The 26,198-nt window shown below is 58.9% G+C and carries 23 protein-coding genes; 3 read left to right on the top strand and 20 right to left on the bottom strand.

Annotation, left to right across the window (positions count from 1 at the left end; all coding sequences use genetic code 11):
• The first annotated feature begins 84 nt into the window (after nt 1-84).
• Nucleotides 85-708, top strand: coding sequence for a 23S rRNA (uridine(2552)-2'-O)-methyltransferase RlmE (gene rlmE, locus BLU07_RS12285; RefSeq protein WP_092387348.1), 624 nt, complete (start codon nt 85-87; stop codon nt 706-708).
• A gap of 5 nt (nt 709-713) precedes the next feature.
• On the opposite strand, the gene BLU07_RS12290 is transcribed toward rlmE, so the two are convergent.
• Nucleotides 714-1,472 (bottom strand): Nif3-like dinuclear metal center hexameric protein, encoded by a 759-nt coding sequence (locus BLU07_RS12290; protein WP_092387350.1) that lies wholly within the window; start codon nt 1,470-1,472, stop codon nt 714-716.
• A 142-nt stretch (nt 1,473-1,614) separates the two neighbouring features.
• Here BLU07_RS12290 and BLU07_RS12295 point away from each other — a divergent pair, with 142 nt between their 5' ends.
• The gene (locus BLU07_RS12295) at nt 1,615-2,751 is read left to right on the top strand and encodes a S1C family serine protease (protein ID WP_092387352.1); all 1,137 of its coding nucleotides are present in this window, start codon (nt 1,615-1,617) and stop codon (nt 2,749-2,751) included.
• 6 nt (nt 2,752-2,757) lie between these two features.
• Here the strand turns inward: BLU07_RS12295 and hisC are convergent, their stop codons facing one another.
• The 3 genes from hisC to BLU07_RS12310 all read right to left on the bottom strand — a co-directional run bounded on the left by hisC (nt 2,758) and on the right by BLU07_RS12310 (nt 7,677).
• Nucleotides 2,758-3,816, bottom strand: a complete 1,059-nt coding sequence (gene hisC / locus BLU07_RS12300) for a histidinol-phosphate transaminase (protein WP_092387354.1) — start codon at nt 3,814-3,816, stop codon at nt 2,758-2,760.
• 84 nt (nt 3,817-3,900) lie between these two features.
• Nucleotides 3,901-6,648, bottom strand: a complete 2,748-nt coding sequence (gene secA / locus BLU07_RS12305; RefSeq protein WP_092387356.1) for a preprotein translocase subunit SecA — start codon at nt 6,646-6,648, stop codon at nt 3,901-3,903.
• Between the two features lie 114 nt (nt 6,649-6,762).
• Nucleotides 6,763-7,677 carry a M23 family metallopeptidase gene (locus tag BLU07_RS12310; protein WP_092387358.1) on the bottom strand — a complete coding sequence of 305 codons (915 nt, stop codon included), beginning with the start codon at nt 7,675-7,677 and terminating at the stop codon, nt 6,763-6,765.
• A gap of 71 nt (nt 7,678-7,748) precedes the next feature.
• On the opposite strand from BLU07_RS12310, the gene BLU07_RS12315 reads away from it, so the two are divergent.
• Nucleotides 7,749-8,219: a DUF721 domain-containing protein gene (locus tag BLU07_RS12315; RefSeq protein WP_092387360.1), complete on the top strand. Its 471-nt coding sequence runs from the start codon at nt 7,749-7,751 to the stop codon at nt 8,217-8,219.
• Between the two features lie 45 nt (nt 8,220-8,264).
• Here BLU07_RS12315 and lpxC read toward each other — a convergent pair whose 3' ends face one another.
• The 16 genes from lpxC to mraZ all read right to left on the bottom strand — a co-directional run bounded on the left by lpxC (nt 8,265) and on the right by mraZ (nt 25,969).
• Nucleotides 8,265-9,176: a UDP-3-O-acyl-N-acetylglucosamine deacetylase gene (lpxC, locus tag BLU07_RS12320; RefSeq protein WP_092387363.1), complete on the bottom strand. Its 912-nt coding sequence runs from the start codon at nt 9,174-9,176 to the stop codon at nt 8,265-8,267.
• A 110-nt stretch (nt 9,177-9,286) separates the two neighbouring features.
• On the bottom strand, nt 9,287-10,459 hold the full coding sequence (ftsZ, locus tag BLU07_RS12325) for a cell division protein FtsZ (protein ID WP_092387365.1): 1,173 nt from the start codon (nt 10,457-10,459) through the stop codon (nt 9,287-9,289).
• Nucleotides 10,460-10,534: 75 nt separating this feature from the next.
• Nucleotides 10,535-11,767: a cell division protein FtsA gene (gene ftsA / locus BLU07_RS12330; protein ID WP_092387367.1), complete on the bottom strand. Its 1,233-nt coding sequence runs from the start codon at nt 11,765-11,767 to the stop codon at nt 10,535-10,537.
• A gap of 9 nt (nt 11,768-11,776) precedes the next feature.
• Complete coding sequence (locus tag BLU07_RS12335; RefSeq protein WP_092387369.1) at nt 11,777-12,640, bottom strand: cell division protein FtsQ/DivIB; 864 nt, start codon at nt 12,638-12,640, stop codon at nt 11,777-11,779.
• A gap of 9 nt (nt 12,641-12,649) precedes the next feature.
• Nucleotides 12,650-13,567, bottom strand: coding sequence for a D-alanine--D-alanine ligase (locus tag BLU07_RS12340; RefSeq protein ID WP_092387371.1), 918 nt, complete (start codon nt 13,565-13,567; stop codon nt 12,650-12,652).
• Nucleotides 13,560-14,969: a UDP-N-acetylmuramate--L-alanine ligase gene (gene murC / locus BLU07_RS12345; protein ID WP_231701745.1), complete on the bottom strand. Its 1,410-nt coding sequence runs from the start codon at nt 14,967-14,969 to the stop codon at nt 13,560-13,562. Before murC ends, BLU07_RS12340 begins: the two co-directional genes overlap by 8 nt.
• A 37-nt stretch (nt 14,970-15,006) precedes the next feature.
• The gene (gene murG, locus BLU07_RS12350; RefSeq protein WP_092387373.1) at nt 15,007-16,080 is read right to left on the bottom strand and encodes an undecaprenyldiphospho-muramoylpentapeptide beta-N-acetylglucosaminyltransferase; all 1,074 of its coding nucleotides are present in this window, start codon (nt 16,078-16,080) and stop codon (nt 15,007-15,009) included.
• The gene (gene ftsW / locus BLU07_RS12355; RefSeq protein WP_092387375.1) at nt 16,073-17,254 is read right to left on the bottom strand and encodes a putative lipid II flippase FtsW; all 1,182 of its coding nucleotides are present in this window, start codon (nt 17,252-17,254) and stop codon (nt 16,073-16,075) included. Before ftsW ends, murG begins: the two co-directional genes overlap by 8 nt.
• On the bottom strand, nt 17,248-18,597 hold the full coding sequence (gene murD, locus BLU07_RS12360) for a UDP-N-acetylmuramoyl-L-alanine--D-glutamate ligase (RefSeq protein WP_092387377.1): 1,350 nt from the start codon (nt 18,595-18,597) through the stop codon (nt 17,248-17,250). The genes ftsW and murD overlap by 7 nt, the downstream gene beginning before the upstream one ends.
• 12 nt (nt 18,598-18,609) lie before the next feature.
• Entirely contained in the window at nt 18,610-19,692 is a 1,083-nt protein-coding gene (gene mraY, locus BLU07_RS12365; protein WP_092387379.1) for a phospho-N-acetylmuramoyl-pentapeptide-transferase, read from the bottom strand.
• Between the two features lies 1 nt (nt 19,693).
• Nucleotides 19,694-21,070 (bottom strand): UDP-N-acetylmuramoyl-tripeptide--D-alanyl-D-alanine ligase, encoded by a 1,377-nt coding sequence (locus BLU07_RS12370; protein ID WP_092387381.1) that lies wholly within the window; start codon nt 21,068-21,070, stop codon nt 19,694-19,696.
• On the bottom strand, nt 21,063-22,532 hold the full coding sequence (locus BLU07_RS12375; RefSeq protein WP_092387383.1) for a UDP-N-acetylmuramoyl-L-alanyl-D-glutamate--2,6-diaminopimelate ligase: 1,470 nt from the start codon (nt 22,530-22,532) through the stop codon (nt 21,063-21,065). The genes BLU07_RS12370 and BLU07_RS12375 overlap by 8 nt, the downstream gene beginning before the upstream one ends.
• Nucleotides 22,529-24,259, bottom strand: a complete 1,731-nt coding sequence (locus BLU07_RS12380) for a peptidoglycan D,D-transpeptidase FtsI family protein (protein WP_092387385.1) — start codon at nt 24,257-24,259, stop codon at nt 22,529-22,531. The genes BLU07_RS12375 and BLU07_RS12380 overlap by 4 nt, the downstream gene beginning before the upstream one ends.
• Nucleotides 24,256-24,579: a cell division protein FtsL gene (ftsL, locus tag BLU07_RS12385; protein WP_092387387.1), complete on the bottom strand. Its 324-nt coding sequence runs from the start codon at nt 24,577-24,579 to the stop codon at nt 24,256-24,258. The genes BLU07_RS12380 and ftsL overlap by 4 nt, the downstream gene beginning before the upstream one ends.
• Nucleotides 24,576-25,517 (bottom strand): 16S rRNA (cytosine(1402)-N(4))-methyltransferase RsmH, encoded by a 942-nt coding sequence (rsmH, locus tag BLU07_RS12390; protein WP_092387389.1) that lies wholly within the window; start codon nt 25,515-25,517, stop codon nt 24,576-24,578. Before rsmH ends, ftsL begins: the two co-directional genes overlap by 4 nt.
• Nucleotides 25,514-25,969 carry a division/cell wall cluster transcriptional repressor MraZ gene (mraZ, locus tag BLU07_RS12395; RefSeq protein ID WP_092387391.1) on the bottom strand — a complete coding sequence of 152 codons (456 nt, stop codon included), beginning with the start codon at nt 25,967-25,969 and terminating at the stop codon, nt 25,514-25,516. Before mraZ ends, rsmH begins: the two co-directional genes overlap by 4 nt.
• Nucleotides 25,970-26,198 lie beyond the last annotated feature (229 nt).

Below are 26,198 nucleotides of genomic sequence, written 5' to 3' on the forward strand. Positions count from 1 at the left end.
CCTGTCAGGCGCTCGGGTGCTTTTGCCGCCAGCCGGGTGGCGGCGTACAATGCGGGCTTTCCCGCAGCGAACAGAAGATAGCCCATGGCCCGTTCCAAAAGCAGCAAACGCTGGCTCGACGAGCACGTCAACGATCCCTTTGTGAAGCAGGCCCAGATAGACGGTTACCGCTCCCGCGCCAGCTACAAGCTGATCGAGATCAACGACAAGGACCGTCTGATCCAGCCCAATATGCTGGTGGTCGATCTGGGTTCGGCGCCGGGCGGCTGGTCCCAGGTCGCGGCCAAACTGGTGGGCCACAAGGGCCGCGTGGTGGCTTCGGACATTCTGGAAATGGACACCATCGCCGGAGTCGAATTCATCCAGGGTGATTTCACCGAACAGGCCGTGTTTGACCAGATCATGGCCACCCTGGATGGTGCCCTGGCGGATGTAGTGATCTCGGATATGGCACCCAACATCAGCGGCGTCAATGCGGCTGACCAGGCTGCGTCCATGTATCTGGTCGAGCTGGCCCTGGATATGGCCTGCCAGGTACTCAAGCCCAAAGGCAGCTACGTCGCCAAACTCTTCCATGGCGAAGGCTATGATGAATACGTGAAGCTGGTACGTGAGTCCTTCGACAAAGTATCGGTTCGCAAGCCAGACTCTTCACGCGGCCGGTCGCGCGAAGTCTATCTGGTAGCCAAAGGGTTCCGCGGGGCTTGAGGCAGTCAGACCGGATTATCAATATCGATAAACACGTGTTGCAGTCCAAAGCGCTCCGCCAGATGCTCGCCTAATGCGCGCACGCCGTAACGCTCGGTAGCGTGGTGACCAGCGGCAAAGTAATCAATGCCATTTTCCCGCGCGGCATGCACCGTCGGTTCCGAGATTTCACCGCTGACAAAGGCGTCCACACCCAGGGCAATCGCTTTGTCGATATAGCCCTGGGCAGCACCGGTGCACCAGGCAATGCGTTTGATCGGGCGGTCATGCCCGGCAATATGCAGCGGTGAGCGCTCCAGTACCTGATCCAGTTGCAGCGCCAGTTCGGCTCCGCTGCAGGCATGCAGCAATTCGCCGTGTAAGCCAACCGAACGCGGATTGCCTGGCTCCAGCCCACCGCTGATCTGCCAGCCCATAAGCCGGGCCAGCTGCGTGTTGTTGCCTACCTCAGCATGCACATCCAACGGCAAATGGTAAGCCAGCAGATTAAGTTCGTGACCCAGCAACGCCTTGAGCCGGCGTTGCTTGCTGCCTACGACGGCCGCAGGCTCACCTTTCCAGAAATAGCCGTGATGCACCAGCAGCAGGTCAGCATCGGCGGCAATTGCGGCATCAACCAATGCCTGGCTGGCGGTTACGCCGCTGACGATCTTGTGCACGCTGTCACGTCCTTCAACCTGCAAACCATTCGGGCAGTAATCGGCAAAGGCTTCACTGTCCAGCAGTTGATTGCAGTAGGCGACCAGTTCATTTCGCGCGACCATTCGAGCTTTCTCCCGTGTTGATACCGCCATTGTCCCGACTCGCCGGGCGACTGACAAGCTACGGGCTGCAGACGCTTGACATCGGTCGTATACTACCGCCATGTGGGTGCCAGGCGCCTGAACTTTGACGGACACCAAATTGATGAAAGAGCTTGTGCGCAATCTGGCCTGGCCGGCCCTGTGTGGCTTGCTGCTGGCCATATTGATCATCCAGACACAACCGGGCTGGCTGGGCCTGCCGGACTCACCTGACGGCCAGTATTCATCCGGCGGGCAATTGCTGATGAGTGACGGCCCGGTGTCCTACAGCCGGGGCGTGCAGCGGGCAGCACCAGCCGTGGTCAATATCTACACCAGCACCCAGGTCAGTCAGAGCGAAACCCTGCCCTTTGCCAATCCGACCCTGGGCGACTACGCCGAAACCATCCCCAGTCCTTTGCGTCGCCAATCCAGCCTGGGCTCAGCCGTTATTCTCAGTTCTAACGGCTATCTGCTGACCAACAACCATGTGATTGCCGGAGCAGACGAAATCCTGGTTGCCATGCAGGATGGTCGCGAAGCCCTGGCCGAGCTGATCGGTACCGATCCGGAAACGGATCTGGCCGTTCTGAAAATCGACCTGCCCAATCTACCCAGCGTGTCGATCAGCAACAGCGATCAGCAGCGTACCGGTGATGTGGTCATGGCGATTGGCAATCCCTTTGGCCTGGGACAAACCGTGACCATGGGCATCATCAGCGCCACGGGGCGCAATCAGCTTGGCCTGAATACCTACGAAGACTTTATTCAGACCGATGCAGCGATCAACCAGGGCAACTCCGGCGGGGCATTGATTGATGCGCACGGCCAGCTGATCGGTATCAATACGGCGATCTTTTCCCAGTCGGGCGGCTCGCAAGGCATTGGCTTTGCCATTCCGGCCCGCCTGGCGGTCGAAGTGATGCAGGCTATTATCGAGCATGGCCGGGTAATTCGTGGCTGGCTTGGGGTTGAAGTTCAGCCCCTGACGCCCGAACTGGCTGAGTCCTTCGGGCTGGAAATTCGTCAGGGCATCGTAATTTCCGGTCTGTATCGCAACGGGCCTGCGGCCCAATCCGGCTTGTTGCCCGGCGATGTGATTCTGAGCATCAATAATCAGCGCGTTTCTTCCGGACGCCAGGCAATGAACCAGGTGGCACGCACACACCCCGGTGACCGGATCGACATTCAGATCCTGCGTGATGGTGAGCCACTGCAATTTGAAGCCGAAGTGGGCATTCGCCCCAGCTTCGGCAGCTGAACAGGATCAGTCGAGTAGCTGCTCCAGCGCCGATACCAACGCCTGATTCTGTTCTTCGGTACCGATGGTAATACGCAGAAACTCGCTGATACGCGGCTTGTTGAAGTGACGCACGATGACGCGTTGTTCACGCAACCCCTGAGCCAGCTTGGCACCCTGGTGTAGCGGGTGACGGACAAATACGAAATTGGCGGCCGAGGGCAACACCTCAAAGCCCAGCCGGATCAGTTCAGCCGCCAACCATTCGCGACTGTCGATCACCCGTTGCCGAACGCTGTCAAACCACTCACGATCGGCGAACGAAGCCGCTGCACCGGCAATTGCCAAACGATCCAGCGGATAGGAATTGAAGCTGTTTTTCAAGCGCTCCAGCGCCTCGATCAGCTCCGGATGCCCGACGGCCAGACCAACCCGCAAACCAGCCAGTGAGCGCGATTTGGACAGTGTCTGGGTAACCAGCAGATTGGGGTAGCGATCAACCAGCCCAATGGCGGATTCACCACCAAAATCGACATAGGCCTCATCCACCACCACAACTGAATCCGGATTGGCTTGCAGTATCTCTTCGATCTGCGGCAGGCCGAGCAGAATACCGGTCGGCGCATTCGGGTTGGGGAAGATAATGCCACCATTGGGCTGCTGATAATCCGCTACCCGCAAGGTAAAATCGTCGGCCAATGGCTGCGGACGGGCGTCGATGCCGTAGAGGCCGCAATACACCGGGTAAAAGCTGTAGGTGATATCCGGATAGAGAATCGGTTCAGTGTGGCGGAACAGCCCATTGAATACATGGGCAAGGACTTCATCGGACCCATTGCCGACGAATACCTGAGCGGTCGTGACCTGATAGAAGTCGGCAATGGCTTGTTTCAGCAGATCCGCATCCGGTGCCGGATACAAACGCAAGCGATCATCCACCTGCTGACGTATGGCCTCCAGCACCCGAGGTGAAGGGCCATAGGGACTTTCATTGGTATTCAGTTTGACCAGGTTGTCCAGCTTGGGCTGCTCGCCCGGCACATAGGGCACCAGATCGTGAACAAAAGGACTCCAGAACCGGCTCATGGCCTGACTCCTGCTGGGAGGCTGACAAAACACGACCTGCGCTGGCGCAGGTCGACTCAATACACTACGGCTGGACTGCCCGGTCTAATCGATACGCCCGTGACAATGCTTGTATTTCTTCCCGGAACCACACGGGCAGGGATCGTTGCGCCCGACCTTGGGCCCGTCACGCGTGACCGGAGCGGCATTCGGCGTACCCGCAGCCGGCTGCTCAGGTGCTTCCGATTGACCCAGGGCGTTGGCCTCATCATGCTTGAATTGCATGCGTCGAGCCAGATCTTCGGCTTGCTGGCGCAGACGAGCTTCCTCTTCAGCCGGATCTTCACGACGCACCTGTACATGACTGAGGACACGAATGGTGTCGTGCTTGATCGACTCCAGCATTTCTTCAAACATGTTGAAGGCTTCGCGCTTGTATTCCTGCTTGGGGTTCTTCTGCGCGTAGCCGCGCAAATGAATCCCCTGACGAAGATGATCCATGGTCGCCAGATGCTCTTTCCACAGGTCATCCAGCACCCGCAGCAGCATCTGTTTCTCAAAGGCGCGCAAATTCTCTTTGCCGGCCACTTCTTCCTTGGCTGCGTAGGATTCGATATGGGCATCCAGGATGCGTTGACGCAAACCTTCTTCGTGCAATGCACCATCTGCATCCAGCCACTCGGAAATCGGCAGCTTGAGACCCAGCTCTGAATTCAGGTGGTTCTCCAGACCTTCCACATCCCACTGCTCCGGCATGCTTTGCGGCGGAATATGCTGACTGACAGCATCGCTCACTACGTCTTCGCGAATAGCCTGAATCGTGTCGCTGACATCATCGGCAGCCAGAATTTCGTTGCGCTGCCGGTAGATCACCTTGCGCTGTTCGTTGGCAACGTCATCGTACTCCAGCAACTGCTTGCGAATATCGAAGTTGCGTCCTTCAACCTTGCGCTGAGCTTTTTCGATGGCGTTGGTGACCATGCGGTGTTCGATCGCCTCGCCCTTCTCCATACCCAGCGCTTTCATGAAGTTCTTCACCCGGTCAGAGGCAAAGATGCGCATCAGGCTGTCTTCCAGCGACAGATAGAAACGGCTGGAACCGGGGTCACCCTGACGACCGGCACGACCACGCAACTGGTTGTCAATCCGACGCGATTCGTGACGCTCGCAGGCAATAATGTGCAAGCCACCGGCATCGAGTACGGCCTGATGACGCTGCTGCCATTCAGTATTGATCTGGGCAACCTGCTCGTCAGTCGGGTTCTCCAGCTTGGCGACTTCCGCCTCCCAGCTACCACCCAGAATGATATCGGTACCGCGACCGGCCATATTGGTGGCGATGGTGACGGCACCCGGGCGACCGGCCTGGGCAATAATCTCGGCTTCTTTCTCGTGGAACTTGGCGTTCAGGACCTGGTGCGGAATATTGGCCTTTTTCAGTTCACCGGAAACAATCTCCGATGACTCGATAGACGCAGTACCAACCAGAATCGGACGGCCCTGGGCCATGCTTTCCTTGATGTCGGCGACAATGGCAGCAAATTTCTCTTCGATGGTCAGATAGACCAGATCGTTGTAGTCCTTGCGCGCCATCGGCTTGTTGGTCGGAATCACCACCACGTCGAGACCGTAAATCTGGCGGAACTCGAAAGCCTCGGTGTCGGCTGTACCGGTCATGCCCGAGAGCTTGTTGTACAGACGGAAGTAGTTCTGGAAGGTGGTTGAGGCCAGGGTCTGGCTTTCGGCCTGAATATCCAGACCTTCCTTGGCTTCAATCGCCTGATGCAGGCCCTCGGACAAGCGCCGGCCCGGCATGCTGCGTCCGGTATGCTCGTCAACCAAGATGACCTGATTGTTCTGCACAATATATTCCACATTACGATGAAACAGCGTGTGCGCACGCAAGCCGGAATGCACATGATGCAACAGGCTCAGGTTACTGGCCGAATACAGGCTTTCACCTTCCGGCAACAGGCCTTCCTTGATCAGCAACTCTTCAATGAACTGGTGGCCGCTTTCGTTCAGTTCGACCTGACGGGTTTTCTCGTCAATGTAGTAATGACCGTCTACTTCTTCCTGCTCGCCCTCACCTTCTTCGGCGAGGTAACCACGTGTCAGCCTGGGAATCAGCTTGTTGATTGCCGCATAGAGCTTGGAGCTGTCCTGAGCCGGGCCGGAAATGATCAGCGGCGTACGCGCCTCATCGATCAGAATGGAATCGACCTCATCGACAATGGAGAAATTCAGTTCACGCTGGAATTTGTCCTCGAGACGGAAAGCCATGTTGTCGCGCAGGTAATCAAAACCGAATTCATTATTGGTGCCGTAGGTAATATCACTGCGATAGGCGGCACGCTTTTCTTCCGGATCCTGAAAGGGCACTACGATGCCGACCGTCATGCCGAGAAACTCATACAGCGGGCGCATCCAGTTGGCATCCCGCTTGGCCAGGTAATCATTCACCGTCACCACATGAACGCCGCGACCGGACAAGGCATTCAGATACGCCGGCAAGGTGGCCACCAGGGTCTTGCCTTCACCGGTTTTCATCTCGGCAATCTTGCCTTCGTGCAGGGTGATCCCCCCGATCATCTGGGCATCAAAGTGACGCATACCCATAATGCGCTTGCTCGCCTCACGCACCACTGCAAAAGCTTCAGGCAGAATATCGTCCAGGCTTTTGCCATCTGCCAACTGGGCTTTCAGGGCATCCGTCTTGGCCTTCAGCTGTTCGTCACTGAGCCCGTTCAGGGCTTCCTCGTGCGCATTGATCGCATTGACAACTTTGCCCATGCGCTTCAACTCGCGCTCGTTTTTGCTTCCAAACAGTTTTTTCAATAAAGGCGCAAACATATTCGATTCGGATTTCCGTTTGATGAGAGGACCGGCCAACGACATCCTGGGACCAGGTCAGTGATCGGGCATTCTACTCTGATTCGATGACAGGCATAAACTGCTCTGATCAACTCAACGCAGGGCAATATACCGCGCCGGGTTGACCGCCATGCCATTACGACGAATTTCGAGATGCAAATGGGGGCCGGTGGAACGACCACTGGTGCCAACTGTCGCAATTTCCTCACCTTTCTGCACCAGATCACCGGTCTCGACGACCAGTTGGCGTGCGTGGGCATATCGTGAGGTATAACCGTTGCCGTGAGTGATTTCGACCATATTGCCATAGGCGCCATTACGTCCGGAAAAAGTCACCACGCCGGCGCCTACTGCATATATGGGCGTGCCGTGTGGTGCGGCAAAATCCAGACCGGTATGCATTGCGGTACGGCCACTGATCGGATCAGTGCGACGTCCGTAGCCGGACGACACATAACCTTCATGCACCGGCATGAAATCCAGCAAGGCATTGGCGTCGGTTTGCCGGGTCAGCATCAGCTCTTCCAGCAGCCGCAGCTGCCGGGTGCGATTATCAACCCGGGCAGACAATTGCTCGAGCAGAGACTGCACATCAGGCTGTTCGATGGTCAAATTGCTCTGCGGGCGCTCGGGGCCACCGACCCCGGGCTCCAGATCAAAGTCAAACTCACCATCGGACAGATCGGCCAGCTCGGTCAGCCTCTGGCCCAACGCGTCCAGCCGGCTGAGGCGGGTTTGCAGGCGGGCCAGCTGCTGGGTCATGCGTTCCAGCTGGGCATGCGAACCATCCAGCTCGGCCTGCAGATCCGGCTCGTCACTCACGTCCAGAATGTCGGCTTCGACAATCGCTTCATAACCGGGTGACGGCGCGGACATCACCTTCCAGGTAAAACCCGCGAGCATGACGGGCAGTGTGAGCAGCAAGAAGCCGGCAGCCAGAAGCCAGGGAGCCGTCAGCGTCAACGAACGCGCCGCTCCATGCCGGCCAGTCAGAATAATGATGTTCACTCGTTTCCCCCAACGCGTGCCTGAGACGATTCTGCTAGGATGATCGCACTCGTTCAATATCAGGCAGTCAAATGTCTTTATATCCACTTTCTGCGCGCCAACCAGGCGACTTGCTGCGTACCAGCAGCACGTTGCGCGGCCTGTTTCAGCAGGCACGGCAGCTCGAGCGACTGCAACTTTTGCTGGATAGCCAATTGGAACCAGCGGCCCGTGAACATTGTCGAATTGCCTCGCTGCGCGATGGCGTCATGCGCCTGATTGTCAGTAACGGCCACTGGGCTACCCGGCTGCGTTACCAGCAACGACGCCTGATTCGTCAATTACAGGCTTTTAATGAATTCGCCACCTTAACCAAAATCCACTGCAAGGTACAGCCCGTTAAGCCGCCACGCACTGTGCCGCCGCGCGTTATGCGGCCGTCAAAAGTGGCTGCCGAAAGCTTGCAAACAACTGCCGAGGGCATTGAAGACCCCACGCTGAGGTCTGCGCTTGAGCGCCTGGCGCGCCATCACCGGCAGAACGCCGGGACTGCTGAGGAATAAAAAACGGCCACCGAGGTGGCCGTAAAAAAACGAAACGAGTCAGGGTCAGACGGCGGCAGCCGGGCGCATGAAGGAGATCGGCGCAGTGCCGGAATCCTCGAAAGTCACTATGTCCCAGGCATCCTGATTGGCCAGCAATGAACGCAACAACTTGTTGTTCAGTGCATGACCGGACTTTTCGCCACGGAACTCGCCAACCAGGCTTTTACCCAGCAGATACAAATCACCAATCGCGTCCAGAATCTTGTGTTTGACGAATTCGTCCTCGTAACGCAGGCCGTCTTCATTCAATACACGGTACTCGTCGACCACAATGGCGTTGTCCACACTGCCGCCCAGGGCCAGATTCTGTGAGCGCAGGTATTCGATATCACGCATGAAACCGAAGGTGCGCGCACGACTGACTTCCTTGACGAAAGAGGTGCTGGAAAAGTCGACACTGGCGAACTGGCTGCGGCCACGGAAAACCGGGTGATCGAAGTCAATGGCGAAGGACACCTTGAATCCCTCGAAGGGAACAAAAGTGGCTTTCTTGCCATCTTCTTCAACGCTGACTTCGCGCTTGATGCGAATGAACTGTTTCGGTGCATCCTGCTCCTCGATGCCAGCAGACTGGATCAGGAACACGAAAGGCCCGGCACTGCCATCCATGATTGGCACTTCCGGGGCACTCAGTTCAACGACGGCATTGTCGATACCCAAACCAGCCATGGCTGACAGCAGGTGTTCAACGGTATCGACTTTGGCGCCATCCTTGACCAGGGTGGTAGACATGGTGGTTTCACCGACATTCTCGGCACGCGCCGGAATATCCACCATTGGCTCCAGATCAACTCGTCGGAACACGATTCCGCTATCTACCGGCGCCGGCTTCATGGTGAGATAGACCTTTTCACCGGAGTGCAGCCCAACACCGGTTGCCCGGATGGTGTTCTTCAATGTGCGCTGTCTGATCATAGATACCTGGCCTTCGCTCAATTGCGAATTATTGTCAACAAACGGCGTGCATCATAGCAAAGTCAACCTTGCTTGGATACCAAACCGCCCTATGCCACCGATTGACCCGATCAATCAGCCTGCCGCCGCAGGAACGCCGGAATATCCAGATAATCCAGATCATCCGCCGGTTGATTCTGCCGCTGCACCGCGGCGTTGCCACCGGCCGGCTGGTTGCGCATAACGGTCGGGCGATCCAGGTCACGGTAGTTTGGCGCACTGGCTTCGTTACGCGACGGAGCGGCGGCCTGAGCAGTATTGTCTACCACCTTGACCGGCTTGTCGGACTTGTTGCCAAGCCCCGTGGCCACCACGGTAACGCGCAACTCATCACGCAGTTCCGGATCAATGACGGTGCCAACCACTACTGTAGCGGTTTCCGAGGCAAATTCCTCAACTGTATTACCCACTTCGGAGAACTCGCCCAGCGACAGGTCAGGGCCGGCGGTAATGTTGACCAGAATCCCGCGTGCGCCCATCAGGTTGACGTCTTCCAGCAGCGGGCTGCGGATGGCGGCTTCAGCGGCTTCACGGGCACGGTTCGGACCACTGGCGTGACCGGTACCCATCATTGCCATGCCCATTTCGCTCATGACGGTTTTCACGTCGGCAAAGTCGACGTTGATCATGCCCGGACGCATGATCAGATCAGCAATGCCCTGTACCGCGCCGAGCAATACGTCGTTGGCCTTGCTGAAGGCTGCCAGCAGACTGGCGTCCTTGCCCAGTACGGTGAGCAGTTTCTCGTTCGGAATGGTGATCAGCGAATCCACGTGCTGACTCAGTTCACGAATACCTTCTTCCGCCACCTGCATGCGCTTGCGGCCTTCGAAGGGGAACGGGCGGGTGACGACGGCCACGGTCAGAATACCCATTTCACGCGCCACTTCGGCAACGATGGGTGCTGCACCGGTACCGGTACCACCGCCCATGCCTGCGGTAATGAATACCATGTCGGAGCCCTGCAGAACTTCAGCAATACGCTCGCGATCCTCGATCGCCGCTTCGCGACCGATCAGCGGGTTGGCGCCGGCGCCCAGACCCTTGGTGACCGTAGATCCCAGCTGCAGAACGGTTCGTGCGCTGACATTTTTCAATGCCTGGGCATCGGTATTGGCGCAGATGAAATCGACGCCTTCGACATTGTTGGTCACCATGTGCTGCAGGGCATTACCACCACCACCACCAACACCAATGACTTTGATCACTGCATTTTGCGGTACGTTATCGATCAGTTCGAACATGATCTTTCTCCTTGAGTACAGACTCGTTTCGTTGCGTTTCGTTGTCGTGCATTTGCCTGCTTGACGCAGGTCTGGTTAAAAATTGCCCTTGAACCAACGGGTCAGACGTCCCCACAGTGGATCCTTGGAAGAATCCGGGCCGCCAGCTGAATGACCACCGTGATGCTGGTGGCCGTAATGCAGCAGACCGACACTGGTGGCGTAAATCGGATTACGCACCACATCGACCAGCCCCTTGAACTCCTGCGGCACGCCAAGGCGTACCGGCATATGGAAAATCTCTTCGGCCAGCTCCACCGCGCCTTCCATCTTGGCGGTGCCGCCGGTCATGACGATGCCGGCCGGTATCATGTCTTCGTACCCGGAACGACGCAGCTCAGCCTGAATCAGGGTGAACAGCTCGTCGTAGCGTGGCTCGACCACCTCCGCCAGGGCCTGCCGCGACAGGTCGCGCGGCGGGCGCTCACCCACACTGGGCACCTTGATGGTTTCTTCCGGACCAGCCAGCTTGGCCAGGGCGCAGGCATAGCGAATCTTGATTTCTTCGGCATACTGGGTCGGCGTACGCAGCGCCATGGCAATGTCATTGGTGACCTGATCACCGGCAATCGGGATCACGGCGGTATGCCGGATGGCCCCTTCGGTGAAAATCGCGATGTCCGTGGTACCACCACCGATATCCACCAGACAGACGCCCAGTTCCTTTTCGTCTTCGGTCAGCGAGGCATAGCTTGAGGCCAGTTGCTCGAGGATCACGTCTTCGACTTCCAGACCACAGCGGCGGATGCATTTCTCGATGTTCTGCACCGCGTTCAGGGCGCAGGTCACCACATGAACCTTGGCCTCCAGACGCACGCCGGACATACCCAGGGGCTCGCGAACGCCTTCCTGGTTATCAATCACGTATTCCTGCGGCAACGAATGCAACACTTTCTGATCCGCAGGGATGGCCACCGCCTGACCGGCCTCCAGCACCCGCTCGATATCGGCCGGGGCCACTTCACCATCGCGAATCGCAACGATGCCGTGGGAGTTCTGACTGCGAATATGGCTACCGGCAATGCCGGCATACACTGAGTGGATCTGGCAGCCAGCCATCAGCTCGGCTTCCTCGATCGCGCGCTGAATCGATTGCACGGTGGATTCGATATTCACCACCACGCCTTTTTTCAGACCGCGCGACGGGTGCGAACCGATACCGACAATTTCCAGCTCGCCATCAGCACTGATCTCGCCCACCAGGGCAACCACCTTGGAGGTGCCAATGTCCAGCCCGACAATCATCTTGCTCCCCTGCTTGTTCGCCATAATGCTCCGTTACTCCCCTGCGGTTGTGCTGGTGGGTGAACGCCAGGCCACCGCCATTGCGTTGCTGTAGCGCAGGTCAACCCGCGCAATCTGATCACGCCGCTCACTGAGCAGGCGCTGATCAACCGTCAGAAAACGTTCCAGCTTGTCATTCAGTCGCTCGCGTCCGAGGCTGATCACAATTCCCTCCCGCGTGGTCAGGAACCAGCTGCCTCGTTCACGCAACTCAAGTTCGGCAATGCCGAACCCCTGATCACGCAGCTGCCGGTTGAACTGCTGGTACTGTTGCAAGACGCGTTCTCTCGAGCGCTCCGGACCATTCAGCTGTGGCAAATGGATAAAGCCACTCAGGTCATCCGGGGCGAATGTACGTCCGGCACTGTTCAGCAAGGCGCCCTCGCCCCAACGCGCAATCGGCAACTGCTCTTCCAGGTGAACCACCAGTTGATCCGGCCATACGCGCTGTACCGTCGAGTCCGCCACCCAGGGCATTGCCGCCAGATCCGTGCGCAGTGCATGAACATCCAGACCAAAAAAACTGGCCGTCAGGTACGGCTGAACCACCGCCTGAATTGACGTCTGATCGATGTACTGCAACTCACCCTGCACGCTGACCAAAGCGATCGGCCGATCAGCCAATGGCAACAGTCGTTGACCCAACTCGAACAGGCCGACACCGAGGCCCACCAGTAACAGCGGCCAGACGACCTGTTGCAGTTTCGCCCCCAGCCCGCTGAACGCCGGCAAACGCCAGCGTGGCAATCTGGGCTGCCGCTGCACGGGTGGCGCCACACGCACAGCGCCCCGGCTCGACGCTTTGCGTCGAGTCGAAGCGCCGGCGGCGGCGCGATCGCGAATCAGCGGCCCAAACATGGCTCAGCCTCAGTAGCGGGCACTGGCAAGAATTGCCAATACCAGTTCAGTGAATGTCATCCCGGCGGCCTTGGCTGCCATGGGTACCAGGCTGTGGTCAGTCATGCCGGGCACGGTATTGACCTCCAGCAGTTGAAAATTGCCCGCGCCGTCCTGCATCACGTCTACCCGACCCCAACCCCGGCAGCCGACGGCATCGAAGGCACGCAAACAGAGATCTGCCAGCTGATGCTCCTGCTCGGTGCTCAGGCCACAGGGCAGCAGGTAGCGCGTATCGTTGGCGACATATTTGGCGTGGTAGTCATAAAAGGTATGCGTGGTTTGCAGACCGATGGCCGGCAATGCCTTGCCATCCAGGATGGCCACGGTAAACTCGCGGCCGGTCATCCACTGCTCTACCAGGGCGCAATCGTCATAACGCCTGGCTTCGGTCCAGGCCTGCTCCAGCTCGTCCAGACTGGTGACCTTGGCCATGCCGATGCTCGATCCCTCATGAATCGGCTTGACGATCAGTGGCAAGCCCAGACGCTCGACGATGGCGGCGCAATCACTCCGGTCACGCAGCACGGCATAAGCCGGGGTCGGCAAATCAAGACCCTGCCAGACCAGCTTGGTGCGCAGCTTGTCCATCCCCAGTGCCGACGCCAGTACGCCACTGCCGGTGTAGGGCAGCTTGAGATTTTCCAGCAAGCCCTGCAGGCTGCCATCTTCACCACCACGGCCGTGCAGGGCGATAAATACCCGGTCCGGTTGCTCGGCGATCAGCCGCGCGGCCAGATCACTGCCGGCATCGATACCAAAAGCATCCACGCCGCCCTCTTGCAGCGCCTTGAGCACTTCAGCACCGGATTTCAGGGACACGTCGCGTTCAGCGGAACTGCCACCGAAGAGCACTGCGACACGACCGACATTGATTACCTCAGTCATCGCCGGCCTCCTGTTGCAGGGTGGCCAAAGCAGCGGCAATGCGCGGTGCCAGACCGCCGATATCACCGGCACCCTGCGTCAGCAGGATGTCACCGGGCTGCAGGAGTTTCTGCAGCAAGGGCATGGGGTCGGCATCGCGCTCGATATAGATCGGATCCACCTGTCCGCGCTGTCGAATACTGCCGCACAACTGTTTGCTGTTGGCACCCGGAATCGGTTCTTCGCCTGCCGGATAGACTTCCATCAGCAAGAGGGCATTGTTCTCGCTCAACACCTGCACAAAGTCCTCGTACAGGTCATGGGTACGGCTGTAGCGGTGCGGTTGATAGATCATTACCAGGCGGCTTTCCGGCCAGCCTGCACGCACAGCCTTGATCACTGCCGCCACTTCCCGTGGATGATGCCCGTAATCATCCACCAGCATGACTTCTCCACCGGCTACCGGGTAATGGCCATAGACCTGGAAGCGCCGACCGACACCGGCGAATTCGGTCAAACCCTTGATAATGGCCTGATCGCTGATCATTTCATCAGTGGCTACGGCGATGGTCGCCAGGGCATTCAGCACCATGTGTTCACCCGGCATATTGACGAATACCCGCAAGGGGTCGCGCCCTTCACGCAATACGGTGAAATGCGTTTGCATGCCGGTTTGGCGGATATCAACTGCACGGATATCGGCATCCTCAGCCATCCCGTAGGTAATGACCTGACGGTTGATCTGCGGCAGAATCTCGCGCACCACCGGATCATCAATGCATGCCACGGCAAGCCCATAGAACGGCAGGTTGTGCAGAAACTCGATAAAGGTGCGCTTGAGCTTGTTGAAATCACCGCCATAGGTCGACATATGGTCGGCATCGATATTGGTCACGATTGCGACCATCGGTTGCAGATGCAGGAAAGAAGCATCGCTCTCATCCGCTTCCGCCACCAGATAACGGCTTTCGCCCAGTTGCGCGTTGGTGCCGGCGCTGGTCAGGCGGCCACCGATAACAAAGGTCGGGCTCAGGCCTTCGGCGGCCAGGACCGAGGCAATAAGGCTGGTCGTAGTGGTTTTGCCATGGGTACCCGCTACGGCGATACCGTGGCGATAGCGCATCAGCTCGGCCAGCATCTCCGCCCGTGGTACTACAGGAATACGACGACCCAAGGCAGCCGACACTTCGGGGTTGGCCGTATTGATGGCGCTGGAAACCACCAGCACATCGGCTTCCTGCACATTTTCCGCGCGGTGACCGATATCTACCCGAGCGCCGAAAGTCTCCAGCCGCTCGGTTACCGCGCTGCGCTTGAGGTCGGAGCCGGAAACCTGATAACCCAGATTCATCAGCACTTCAGCGATACCGCACATGCCGGCACCACCAATGCCGACAAAGTGGATACGCCGGATTCGCCGCATCTCCGGCAAGGTAAAAGTAGCCTGGGGCATTTTGCTGTTAGCGCGCACGGGCAACCTCCTGGCAGGCCTTGACCACGTCGTCGGTGGCGTTGGGTTTGGCTTGTTGTCGTGCATTTACGGCCATCTGCTGCAGCATCTCCGGGTGAGAAAACAGGGTCATCAGTCGCTGCGCCATATCGTCAGTGGTCAGACCATGCTGAGGCAGCAGTTCGGCTGCCCCCTGACTGGCGAGATAACGGGCATTGGCGGTCTGGTGATCGTCGATGGCATGCGGCAGCGGTATCAGCAAGGAAGGCCGGCCTGCAGCGGCCAGTTCGGCCACAGTCAGCGCGCCTGCCCGGCAAACCACCAGATCGGCCCATTCGTAGGCGCCGGCCATATCGGCAATAAATGCTTCGACATGCGCATGCACGCCGGCTTCCTGATAGGCCGCACGGGCCTGCTCAAGATGCTGCTTGCCGCACTGATGGACCACTTCCGGGCGTGATTCCGGCGCCAATTGCGCCAACGCCTGCGGCAGCAAGCGATTGAGCGGCAATGCCCCCAGGCTGCCGCCAAGAATCAGCAAGCGCGGCCGCCGCTCACCCTGCCAGCCCATATCCGGAACCAGCAGAATCTCGTCACGCACCGGGTTACCTGTGCTGCGCCGTTTGGCATCGCCAGCAAAGCTGCCCGGAAAGCCTTCGCAGCGGCGTGACGCAAGAAAAGCGAGCAAACGGTTGCTGGTACCTACGACAGCGTTCTGCTCATGAATCACCAGGGGAATCCGTTTCAGCCAGGCTGCCAAACCACCGGGCCCGGTCACATAACCTCCGGCGCCCAGTACCACCTGTGGTTGCAACGTCCCGAGCAAGCGCAATGACTGCCACAGCGCGCGGCTAACCCGCCAGGGCGCCTTCAGCAGGTCCAGCTTGCTCTTGCCACGCAACCCCTGAATATCGATGTAATGAATCGGCAGCCCCGCCTGGGGAACCAGCTCGGCTTCAATGCCCCGGCGTGTACCCAGCCAATGCACTTCGTAGCCCTGTGCCGCCAGGGCACGAGCGCATGCCAGCGCGGGAAACACATGTCCGCCGGTACCACCGGCCATGACCAATACGCGCTTAGGCATGGGTCACCTCCCGCTCGGCTTGACGTCGCTCCCAGTCAATCCGCAACAGAATGCCCAGGCTGATGCAACAGACGATCAACGAACTACCTCCGTAACTCAAAAATGGCAGGGTCAGGCCCTTGGTTGGCAACAGGCCGGTGTTCACCCCGACGTTGATCAGTATCTGTCCGCACCACATGATGGCGATGCCATAAGCCAGATACGCCGCAAACAGCTGATTGCTGCGCTCGGCCCACAGGCCGATGTACAGGCTGCGCAAGGCAACGAACACCAGCAGGGCAAAAGCCGCCAGCGCCCCGATCAGACCCAGCTCTTCAGCCAGTACGGCAAAGACGAAATCGGTATGCGCTTCCGGCAGGTAAAACTGTTTCTGGATGCTGTTACCCAGCCCGGCACCCAACCATTCACCGCGCCCGAAGGCAATCAGTGCCTGGGTCAACTGATAACCGCTACCGTAGGGGTCATCCCAGGGATTGAGGAAGGCGGTAAGCCGCTGCATGCGATAGGGCGCGGCAGCGACCATTGCGGCGCCAGCAGCGGCGATGGCACCGAACAGAACGGTAAAGCGCAGCAAGCCAACGCCGGCGAGAAACAACATGCCGACCGCCGCACCCATGAGAATCACGGTGGCACCAAAGTCCGGCTCAGCCATCAACAGGGCGCCAATCGGAAACAGGATCAGGAACGGCTTGATAAAGCCCATCCAGCCCTCTTCCACTTCATTCTTGCGGTGCACCAGATACCCAGACAGGAAGACCACGGCAAACAGCTTGGCCAGCTCTGAAGGCTGCACATTGATGGGGCCCAAGGCGATCCAGCGCCAGCTGCCGTTTACTTCACGGCCAATGCCGGGAATCAGCACCACAACCAACAGCACAATGGCCAACCCGAGCAGCACAAAACGAAACTGCTCCCAGAACCGCAGCGGTATTGCCAGTGCCGCCAAAGCCGCACTGACAGCCAACACCAGATAGATGAGCTGACGAATCATGTAATGCAGCGGGTTGCCCAGCGTACCGGCGGCAACTTCCATCGAGGCCGAGGACACCATCACCAGTCCAAGACCGAGCAAGACAATCACTGCCAGCAACAGACGCCAGTCAAAATCGAGCCGGCGCGGCCCGATCAGCGGGCCAGCCCAGCTCACAATCAGAGGTCGCAAGCTGATCAACATGGCAGCGCCTCCACGGCATCGGCAAAGCGTTGCCCACGCTCCTCAAAACTACTGAACATATCCAGGCTGGCACAGGCCGGCGACAACAAAACCAGATCGCCGATCTGTGCCAGATCAACCGCAGCAGCAACCGCCTGCTCAATACCGGCGACTTCAATCAATGGCACCCGCCCGTTCAATATCCGGGCCAGCGATGGCGCATCCTTGCCCAACAAAATCACTGCACGGCAGTGCTGACTGATCGGCTCGACCAGAGGCACCAGGTCAGCGCCCTTGGCATCGCCACCGGCAATCAGCACCTGTTTGCCGGAAAAACCGGCGGCAAGACCCTGAATCGCAGCCAGCGCGGCGCCCACATTGGTCGCCTTGGAATCGTTGTACCATTGCACCTGACCACGCTCAGCCACCCATTGGCAGCGATGCGGCAAACCCGTGAAACTCTGGAGTGCAGCCAACATCGCCGACATCGGCAAGCCGGCCGCATGGCCCAGTGCCAGCGCTGCCAGCGCATTGGCCTGGTTATGCGCACCACGCACCTTCAAGGCACTGACTGGCAGCAAGGGCTTGAACTCGAAGGCCAGCCAGGTTTCTTCGTTATGACTGAGCAACCCGAAGCCGCGCAAGTCAGGCCTGGACAGGCCAAAGCTCCAGCGTGGCAGCTGATCGGCCACCAGCGGTTGCGACAAGGCATCATCACGGTTGATCACGATCTGCCTGGCACCCCGGAAAATCCGGTGCTTGGCCTGGTGATAGCTGACCAGATCGACATAACGGTCCATGTGGTCTTCGCTGATATTGAGTACGGTGGCCACTTCGGCGTTCAGCCGCTCGGTAGTCTCCAGCTGAAAGCTGGAGACTTCCAACACATAGAGCTCGGCTTTCTGGTCCAGCAAATCCAGGGCTGGCGTCCCCAGGTTGCCACCAACAGCGACGCGGATACCGGCTGCCTTGGCCATCTCACCAACCAGCGTCGTAACTGTACTTTTGGCGTTGGAGCCGGTGATGGCAACAATTGGGGCTTTGGCTTCACGGGCAAACAGCTCGATATCACCGACCAGACTGACACCCGCTGCCTTGGCTGCCTGCAGGGCCGGGATCGACAAGGCAATGCCCGGGCTGACAATCAACTCGTCAGCCGTGCTCAACAGCGCCGCGTTCAGCTCGCCCAGGTGCAGGTCAGCCATGGGCGCAAAGCGCTTGAGCTGCTCCAGTCCCGGCGGTTGTGAACGGGTGTCGCAAACAGCAAAGGGCACACCCCGGCCGGCCAAATAGCGGGCGACCGCAAGCCCGCTACTACCGAGCCCGACGATGATCCGCTGTTTGTCCGTGCTGATAAGTGCCACAGAACCTTCCTTTTAGCGCAATTTCAGTGAAGCCAGCCCGACCAGCACCAGTACCACGGTGATGATCCAGAAACGCACGATCACGCGCGGTTCCGGCCAGCCTTTGAGTTCAAAATGATGATGAATCGGTGCCATGCGAAAAACCCGGCGCCCGGTCAACTTGAATGACGCCACCTGGACAATCACCGACAGGGTTTCCACAACGAATATCCCGCCCATGATGAAGAGCACGATCTCCTGCCGCACGATCACCGCGATCACGCCCAGGGCAGCGCCCAGTGACAGTGCTCCGACGTCACCCATGAATATCTGGGCCGGGTAGGTGTTGAACCAGAGAAAGCCCAATCCGGCACCAATCAACGCACCACAGAAAATAATCAGCTCACCGGAACCCGGAATATGGGGAATCAGCAGGTACTCGGCAAACTGGACGTTACCCGAGAGGTAAGCAAAGATGCCCAACCCCCCACCGACCATCACCGTCGGCAGAATTGCCAGGCCATCAAGCCCATCCGTCAGGTTTACCGCATTGCTCGACCCGACGATGACAAAATAGGTCAGCACGATGAACAGCAAACCAAGCTGGAATTCCAGCTGCTTGAAAAACGGTACGATCAGGGTGGTTTCCACCGGCGTACTGGCTGACCAATAAAGAACGATGGCGGCAATCAGACCAAACACCGATTGCCACAGATATTTCCAGCGCGAAGGCAGGCCACGCGAGTTTTTCTCGATCACCTTGCGGTAGTCGTCTACCCAGCCTATGGCCCCGAAACTGATGGTGACGCCAAGCACAACCCAGACGTAAAGATTGCTCAAATCAGCCCACAGCAAGGTACTCAGGGCAATCGCAACCAGAATCAGTGCACCGCCCATGGTGGGAGTGCCCTTCTTGGACAAATGCGATTGCGGGCCGTCATTGCGTACCGACTGGCCGATCTGGCGGATCTGCAGGGTACGGATCATCCAGGGGCCGAGAAACAATGCCAGACCCAATGCCGTCAATACGCCGAGAATGCCGCGCAGGGTCAGATACTGGAACACGGCAAAGCCGCTGTGAAACTGTTGCAGGTACTGTGCTAGCCATAACAACATGTCAGCCGGCCCCTTGATGATTGTCTTGTGGGATGAGCAGACCGGCGACTACCTGTTCCATGGCAGCAGTGCGCGACCCCTTGATCAACACCCGGGTATCCGGACCCAGTTCGGGACGCAGCGCGTCCAGCAATGCCTCTTTGTCAGTAAAGGCCTGAGCCCCGGGGCCAAATGCTTCCGCGCTCAGGGCTGCCAGAGGACCGCAGGTAAAGAGTGCCTGCAAGCCACGGTTGCGGGCATAGTCGCCGACTTCACGGTGGCTGCTGACTTCCCACTCGCCCAGCTCGCCCATATCTCCCAGCGCCAGAATACGCTGGCCGGGCAAGCTGGCGAGCAGGTCGATCGCCGCTTTCACTGAAGCCGGATTGGCGTTGTAACTGTCGTCAATCACCAGGGCACCTTGCAGCCCACGCTGCGGAAAGGTGCGGCCAGCCACCGGAGTTACCTGCGCCAGCCCACTTGCAATCTCACCGAGACTGAAGCCCAGCAACAAGGCAGCCGCAGCGGCAGCCAGGGCGTTGGAAACATTGTGCTCACCCAGCAACGCCAATTGCACTGGCTGGCGCTGCCCAAGATGGCAGAGCGTGAAGTATACGCAGCCGTCAGCATTGCAGCCGATAGCTTCAGCACGCAGTTCGGCACTCGGGTTTTCAACGGCAAACACCATTGTCTGCCGCTCACCCAGCGTCTGATACCAGGTTTCAAACCATGGACTGTCGAGGTTGAGTACGGCTTTACCATCCGCTGGCAAGGCGGTCAGGATTTCGCCTTTGGCCTTGGCCAGCTGTTCGGGTCCGCCGAAACGGCCGACATGCGCCATGCCGGCATTGATCAACACACTGATCTGCGGTCGCGCCAGGCTCATGCTGTAAGTCAGGTCACCCGCCTTGGCGGCGCCCATTTCGATCACGGCAAAATCATGCTCGGCGCCCAGCTCCAGTAGCGTCAGTGGCACGCCCAGTTCGTTGTTCAGGTTACCCCGCGTGGCCAATACCCTGCCGCGCTGGCGCAAAACCGCCGCGAGCATTTCTTTCACGGTGGTCTTACCGCTGGAACCGGTGATCGCCACCATTGGCTTCAGGTAATCCTGCCGTGCCAGGGCTGCCAGCTGGCCGAGTGCATAGGCGCTGTCCGCTACCAGAAGCTGCGGCAAAGTATCATCCACCGCGTGCTCGACCAGAGCTGCTGCCGCACCTTGCTCCCGGGCCTGAGCCAGAAAATCGTGGCCATCGACCCGCTCGCCGGGCAAAGCGACGAACAGGCACCCGGGGCCGGCCTGACGCGAGTCAATCACCACCCGATCAAACTGGGCATCAGTATTCAGCAACCGTCCGGACAAGGGTTGCACCAGGCTGCTCAAGGTCATTGCTTCAAGCATGTGCAGCCCTCCATGTCGCCAGTGCACTGGCCGCTTCCTGCAGGTCACTGAAGGGATGACGCACCCCGTCGATCTCCTGATAATCTTCATGCCCCTTGCCGGCCAGCAAAATCACATCGCTGACAGAAGCATGGGCAATGGTTTGTTGAATGGCGATACTGCGCGGTGTGATGGCAGCCGCCTTGTCGGGCTGCTGCAAACCGGCGCGCATATCGGCAATGATTTGCGCGGAAGGTTCCGTGCGCGGGTTGTCATCGGTCAGCACCAGCGCGTCGGCATGCGCTTCTACCGCCTGGGCCATCAATGGACGCTTGCCGCGATCGCGGTCTCCACCACAACCGAAAACACATACCAGACGACCATTGGTGTGATCACGCAGGGCAGTCAACACCTGGGTCAGGGCGTCCGGAGTATGTGCATAGTCCACCACCACCAATGGCTGATCGGTGCCACCGAATCGTTGCATACGACCGGCCGGTGCCTGCAGGCAGGACAGCTGTTCAAGCGCTTGTTCGGGCTCGATCCCCAGTGCCAGCAGGCCGGCACCCACCGCAAGCAGATTGCTCAGATTGAAACGTCCCAGCAATGAACTGTGCAGTGGATAACTCTGATCCTGATAACACAGACGGGCGTGCAGGCCACCGGCATCCTGCCTGACGTCAGCCGCATAGAGTTCTGCCTGGGGGTCCTGCTGGCTGAAGCGAATGACCGGAGCCGAGCAGTCCAGCAGCATGCGCGCAGCAGCCTGATCATCGGCATTGACCACGGCGGTGTGCAGCGGGCGAGCAAACAGCTGCGCCTTCGCGGCTGCATAAGAGGTCATGTCGCCGTGGTAATCCAGATGATCACGGCTCAGGTTGGTAAAAATTGCCACGCTGAAATCGACTGCAGCGACGCGCTCCTGATCCAGCGCATGGGATGAGACTTCCATGCTGACCCAACGCGCCCCATCGGCATGCATCTGCGCCAATTGCTGTTGCACACTGATGGCGTCCGGCGTGGTCATGCCATGTGTCTGCAGCCGGTCCAGCAGACCACTACCCAGCGTACCAATCACTCCGCAGGGTTGGCCCAGGCGAGTCAATGCCTGCGCCAGCATCTGACTGACACTGGTTTTGCCATTGGTACCGGTAATGCCGATGACACCCAAATCGCGATCGGGCTGCTGATAGAAGCGCCCGGCAATGGCAGAGACCTGGCCGGCCAGGCCAGCCACTGGCAGGTACGGGATATCATCAGTTGCCGCGCGTTCCGGCTGAAAACCGTCAGCACACTCATAAGCAACCGCAACGGCGCCCTGCTCAATTGCCCGGGCAATAAAATGCCGCCCGTCATGACGGGCGCCGGGCACAGCAAGAAACAGACAGCCTGGAGCCACCTGACGGCTATCCAGCGTCAGACTGGCAACCGACACATCAGTGCCTTGCCAGGACGGGAACAGGGTGGTCAAGGAGATATTCATCCAGCCTCCCCCGTGGTAACCGGAGGCAATTCCACTTGCTGCAGAGCAGGAAGATCATCCGGAGCGACATTCAGCAAACGCAGGGTGTCGGCCATCACCTGGCCAAAAATCGGAGCAGCAACCAGACCGCCGTAATACTCGCCCGACGTCGGCTCATCAATGACCACCACGGCGGCAAAACGCGGATTGCTTATCGGTGCGATGCCGGTAAAAACCGAGCGATAACGATCACTCGAATACCCACCGCCCGCTGCCGTCTTGTGCACAGTGCCGGTTTTGCCGCCAATCTGATAACCCGGTACACGAGCGCGTGAGCCGGTACCGTTCTCACCATCCACAGCAGCGCGCAGCATAGCTAGTACCTGAGCACTCACTTGCGGGTCAATCACTTGTTGCCCAGCGGGTATTTCATCCACCTTGAGCAACGACAGCGGTACCTTGCGTCCCTGGTTGCCCAGTACGGCATAGGCCTGAGCCAGTTGTGTGGTCGTGACTGCCAGCCCGTAACCATAGGACAGCGTGGCGGTTTCCACCGGCCGCCAGCGCGGGTGATTGGGCAGATTGCCGACACTTTCGCCAGGGAAGCCCAGCCCGGTGTATTCGCCCATCCCCAGATCGCGCAGCAACGTATAAATCTGTTCAGCACCAATATCCAGCGCGATTTTGGCCACACCGACGTTGCTTGACTTGGCCATCACCCCGGTCAGATCAAGCAGGCCGTAGTTCCGGATATCGCGCACCGTCATGGTCGCTACGCGCATAGTCCCGGGGCGAGTATCCATCGTGCTCGCGGGCGTGTAACGGCCGGACATCAGGCCGGCGGTCACGGTAAACGCCTTGATTGGTGAACCCGGCTCGAACACGTCAATCAGGGCGCGATTGCGCATCGTCGAGGGCTCAAGGCGGCTGCGATTGTTCGGGTTATAGCCGGGCTGATTGACCATGGCGAGAATCTCGCCGCTGCGCACATCGACGATCACGACCGATCCGCCGCGCGCTCCATAGCTCTCGACAGCATCGCGCAGCTCACGGTGGGCGACATACTGCACACGCAGATCAATCGACAAGGCCAGGTCATTACCTGGCCGCGCATTGCTGACTACCTGCACATCCTTGATCAATCGACCGCGCCGGTCCTGCAATACCTGTCGGCTGCCGGGCACCCCCTTGAGCCAGTCTTCATAGGCCAACTCAAGGCCTTCCTGACCCACTTCATCCACATTGGTAAACCCGACCAGATGAGCGGCCACCTCCCCCGCAGGGTAGAAACGGCGATATTCTTCCAGCGCGTTCACGCCGGGAACGCGCAAAGCCATGACCGCTTCACCATCCTGCGGAGTCATGTGCCGGCGTAGATAAATGAACTCGCGAGTAGCATTGGCCTGCAGGCGCTCCCCCAGGGTAGCCGTATCGGTACCCAGCGCAGCAGCCAGTTCCGGCCAGCGCTGTGGATGCTCTACCAATTGCTGCGGGTTCGCCCACAGCGTCATGACAGGCGTACTGACGGCCAGAGGCTCGCCGTGGCGATCGGTAATCTGGCCACGGTGGGCGGTGATCGGCAGATGGCGCACGCTACGCTTGTCACCCTGGGTTTTCAGGAAGCCCTCGTCCAGCACATGCAACTCTACGATGCGCCAGCTGATCAATATTGCAGCTACCAGTAGAAATCCCGCCACCAGTCGGAAGCGCCAGGGATAACGGCCGCCAGCTCCCGGAAGCGTGATCATGGCACCACCATAATGATGTCGCTGGCTTGCGGTACGCGCATATCCAGCTCCTGACCAGCCAACGCCTCAACACGTGCATGCGCGGTCCAGGTACTTTGCTCCAGAACCAGCCGCCCCCATTCCGCCTGGGACTTCTCCCGCTGACTGATTTCGGCGGCCAGCTCGTTCAACAGCACGCGGCTCCAGTGGGTGCTGTAGCTGACGGCCAAGCCGGTCGCCAACACCAACAGCCAGACCAGCAACAACCAGCCAGCACTGCGCGGCAACGCGCGCGGGGCGGCTGCGGCTGATGCCTGATTGATCTGGTCCGGCGCGTTCATGCCTGTTTCTCCGCAATGCGCAGCACGGCGCTGCGTGCCCGTGGATTGACCGCCAGTTCGGCAGTACCGGGCTTGATCGCTTTACCGATCAGGGTCAGACGCGTGTGAATATCGCTGTCACGCACTGGCAACCCACGGGGAATCGGTGCTCCTCTGGATTCCAGACGCATGAACTGCTTGACCAGCCGATCCTCCAGCGAATGGAAGCTGATGACAGCCAGGCGTCCGCCAGGCTTGAGAACGTCAACGGCAGCAGTCAGTCCCAGTTTGAGATCATCCAGTTCGCGATTGAGAAATATCCGCATACCCTGAAAAGCGCGCGTGGCCGGATGCTTGTGTTTTTCCCAGGCCGGGTTGGCGTGTCTGATGACTTCGGCCAGATCCAGCGTGCGGGTAAAGGGCTCCTGGGCCCGGCGCGCGACTATGGCCTTGGCCATGCGACGGGAGAAGCGTTCTTCGCCGTATTCATACATGACATTGGCGATGTCTTCTTCCGCTGCGGTATTGATCCATTCGGCCGCACTCTGGCCACTGCCCGGATCCATGCGCATATCCAGTGGGCCATCCTGCATGAAGCTGAATCCACGCTCGGGATCATCCAGTTGCGGCGATGAAACCCCCAGGTCCAGCAATACGCCATCGACTTCGCCGTACAAACCGCGAGCTTTCAGCTCTTCGCCCAGATCGGCAAATGAGCGTTTAACAACGACAAAGCGGCCGTCTTCGGCCGCCAGTGCTGTACCGGCCCGGATGGCTTCCGGGTCCTTGTCGAAGCCGATCAGCCTGCCTGCAGAGCCCAGTCGGGCCAGCACCTCCCGGCTGTGCCCGCCACGACCAAAGGTGCCATCCACATAGAGACCATCCGGCTTTACCGCCAGAGCCTCCAGGGCTTCGTCCAGCAATACGCTGGTGTGTTGATAGGGTGTTGTACTGGTCATAAGCTCAAGTTCTGCAATGCGTCCGGCAAGGCACCGAAATCCTGTTCCTGATCCAGGTAGGCACTGGTCGTGGCTTCCCAGACGTCCTCACTCCACAGCTCGAATTTATCCAGCTGGCCAACCAGAACGACTTTCTTGTCCAGCCCGGCATGCTCGCGCAACATCGGCGGCACAACGAAGCGCCCACTGTTGTCCAGCTCAATTTCGTTGGCATTACCGACCAATAGCCGGTTCAGGCGCTTCACCGCTGGGTTCATGTTGGGGGCGATGCGCAACTGGTCTTCAACCTTGTTCCAGGCCGGCATCGGATAGATCCACAGGCAGCGCTCTTCAAGTGCAATAGTCGCAATCAGTTGCCCCTGGCACAGCTCAAGCACGCGGTCGCGATAACGCGCCGGCATTGCGAGCCGCCCCTTGGCATCCAGATTGATTGCATTTGCTCCACGGAACACGAGTGCGCCTTCCCCTGCTTAGGTGACTATCCTTGCCATTATTTCCCACTTTTTCCCACTTCACACCACTTCGGCACACTATAGGAACACGACCCTACAGCGTCAAGCCGGCAATTGCGGAAAAATCCTTTAATGGCAGGGAGTTACGACGAACGGCAGGGATTCAGGTTGAGCAATGGAGGTAAAAACCGAACAAGATCATCCACCCGAAACACAAAGTTAAAGTGAA

The sequence above is a fragment of the Halopseudomonas salegens genome (assembly GCF_900105655.1).
GTDB classification, from domain to species: Bacteria; Pseudomonadota; Gammaproteobacteria; order Pseudomonadales; family Pseudomonadaceae; genus Halopseudomonas; species Halopseudomonas salegens.

Excerpts from the sequence above, each read along its gene's own strand:
- rlmE (WP_092387348.1), top strand. The coding sequence starts at position 85 with ATGGCCCGTTCCAAAAGCAGCAAACGCTGGCTCGACGAGCACGTCAAC.
- BLU07_RS12290 (WP_092387350.1), bottom strand. The coding sequence starts at position 1,472 with ATGGTCGCGCGAAATGAACTGGTCGCCTACTGCAATCAACTGCTGGAC.
- BLU07_RS12295 (WP_092387352.1), top strand. The coding sequence starts at position 1,615 with ATGAAAGAGCTTGTGCGCAATCTGGCCTGGCCGGCCCTGTGTGGCTTG.
- hisC (WP_092387354.1), bottom strand. The coding sequence starts at position 3,816 with ATGAGCCGGTTCTGGAGTCCTTTTGTTCACGATCTGGTGCCCTATGTG.
- secA (WP_092387356.1), bottom strand. The coding sequence starts at position 6,648 with ATGTTTGCGCCTTTATTGAAAAAACTGTTTGGAAGCAAAAACGAGCGC.
- BLU07_RS12315 (WP_092387360.1), top strand. The coding sequence starts at position 7,749 with ATGTCTTTATATCCACTTTCTGCGCGCCAACCAGGCGACTTGCTGCGT.
- lpxC (WP_092387363.1), bottom strand. The coding sequence starts at position 9,176 with ATGATCAGACAGCGCACATTGAAGAACACCATCCGGGCAACCGGTGTT.
- ftsZ (WP_092387365.1), bottom strand. The coding sequence starts at position 10,459 with ATGTTCGAACTGATCGATAACGTACCGCAAAATGCAGTGATCAAAGTC.
- ftsA (WP_092387367.1), bottom strand. The coding sequence starts at position 11,767 with ATGGCGAACAAGCAGGGGAGCAAGATGATTGTCGGGCTGGACATTGGC.
- BLU07_RS12335 (WP_092387369.1), bottom strand. The coding sequence starts at position 12,640 with ATGTTTGGGCCGCTGATTCGCGATCGCGCCGCCGCCGGCGCTTCGACT.
- BLU07_RS12340 (WP_092387371.1), bottom strand. The coding sequence starts at position 13,567 with ATGACTGAGGTAATCAATGTCGGTCGTGTCGCAGTGCTCTTCGGTGGC.
- murC (WP_231701745.1), bottom strand. The coding sequence starts at position 14,969 with ATGCGGCGAATCCGGCGTATCCACTTTGTCGGCATTGGTGGTGCCGGC.
- murG (WP_092387373.1), bottom strand. The coding sequence starts at position 16,080 with ATGCCTAAGCGCGTATTGGTCATGGCCGGTGGTACCGGCGGACATGTG.
- ftsW (WP_092387375.1), bottom strand. The coding sequence starts at position 17,254 with ATGTTGATCAGCTTGCGACCTCTGATTGTGAGCTGGGCTGGCCCGCTG.
- mraY (WP_092387379.1), bottom strand. The coding sequence starts at position 19,692 with ATGTTGTTATGGCTAGCACAGTACCTGCAACAGTTTCACAGCGGCTTT.
- BLU07_RS12370 (WP_092387381.1), bottom strand. The coding sequence starts at position 21,070 with ATGCTTGAAGCAATGACCTTGAGCAGCCTGGTGCAACCCTTGTCCGGA.
- BLU07_RS12375 (WP_092387383.1), bottom strand. The coding sequence starts at position 22,532 with ATGAATATCTCCTTGACCACCCTGTTCCCGTCCTGGCAAGGCACTGAT.
- BLU07_RS12380 (WP_092387385.1), bottom strand. The coding sequence starts at position 24,259 with ATGATCACGCTTCCGGGAGCTGGCGGCCGTTATCCCTGGCGCTTCCGA.
- ftsL (WP_092387387.1), bottom strand. The coding sequence starts at position 24,579 with ATGAACGCGCCGGACCAGATCAATCAGGCATCAGCCGCAGCCGCCCCG.
- rsmH (WP_092387389.1), bottom strand. The coding sequence starts at position 25,517 with ATGACCAGTACAACACCCTATCAACACACCAGCGTATTGCTGGACGAA.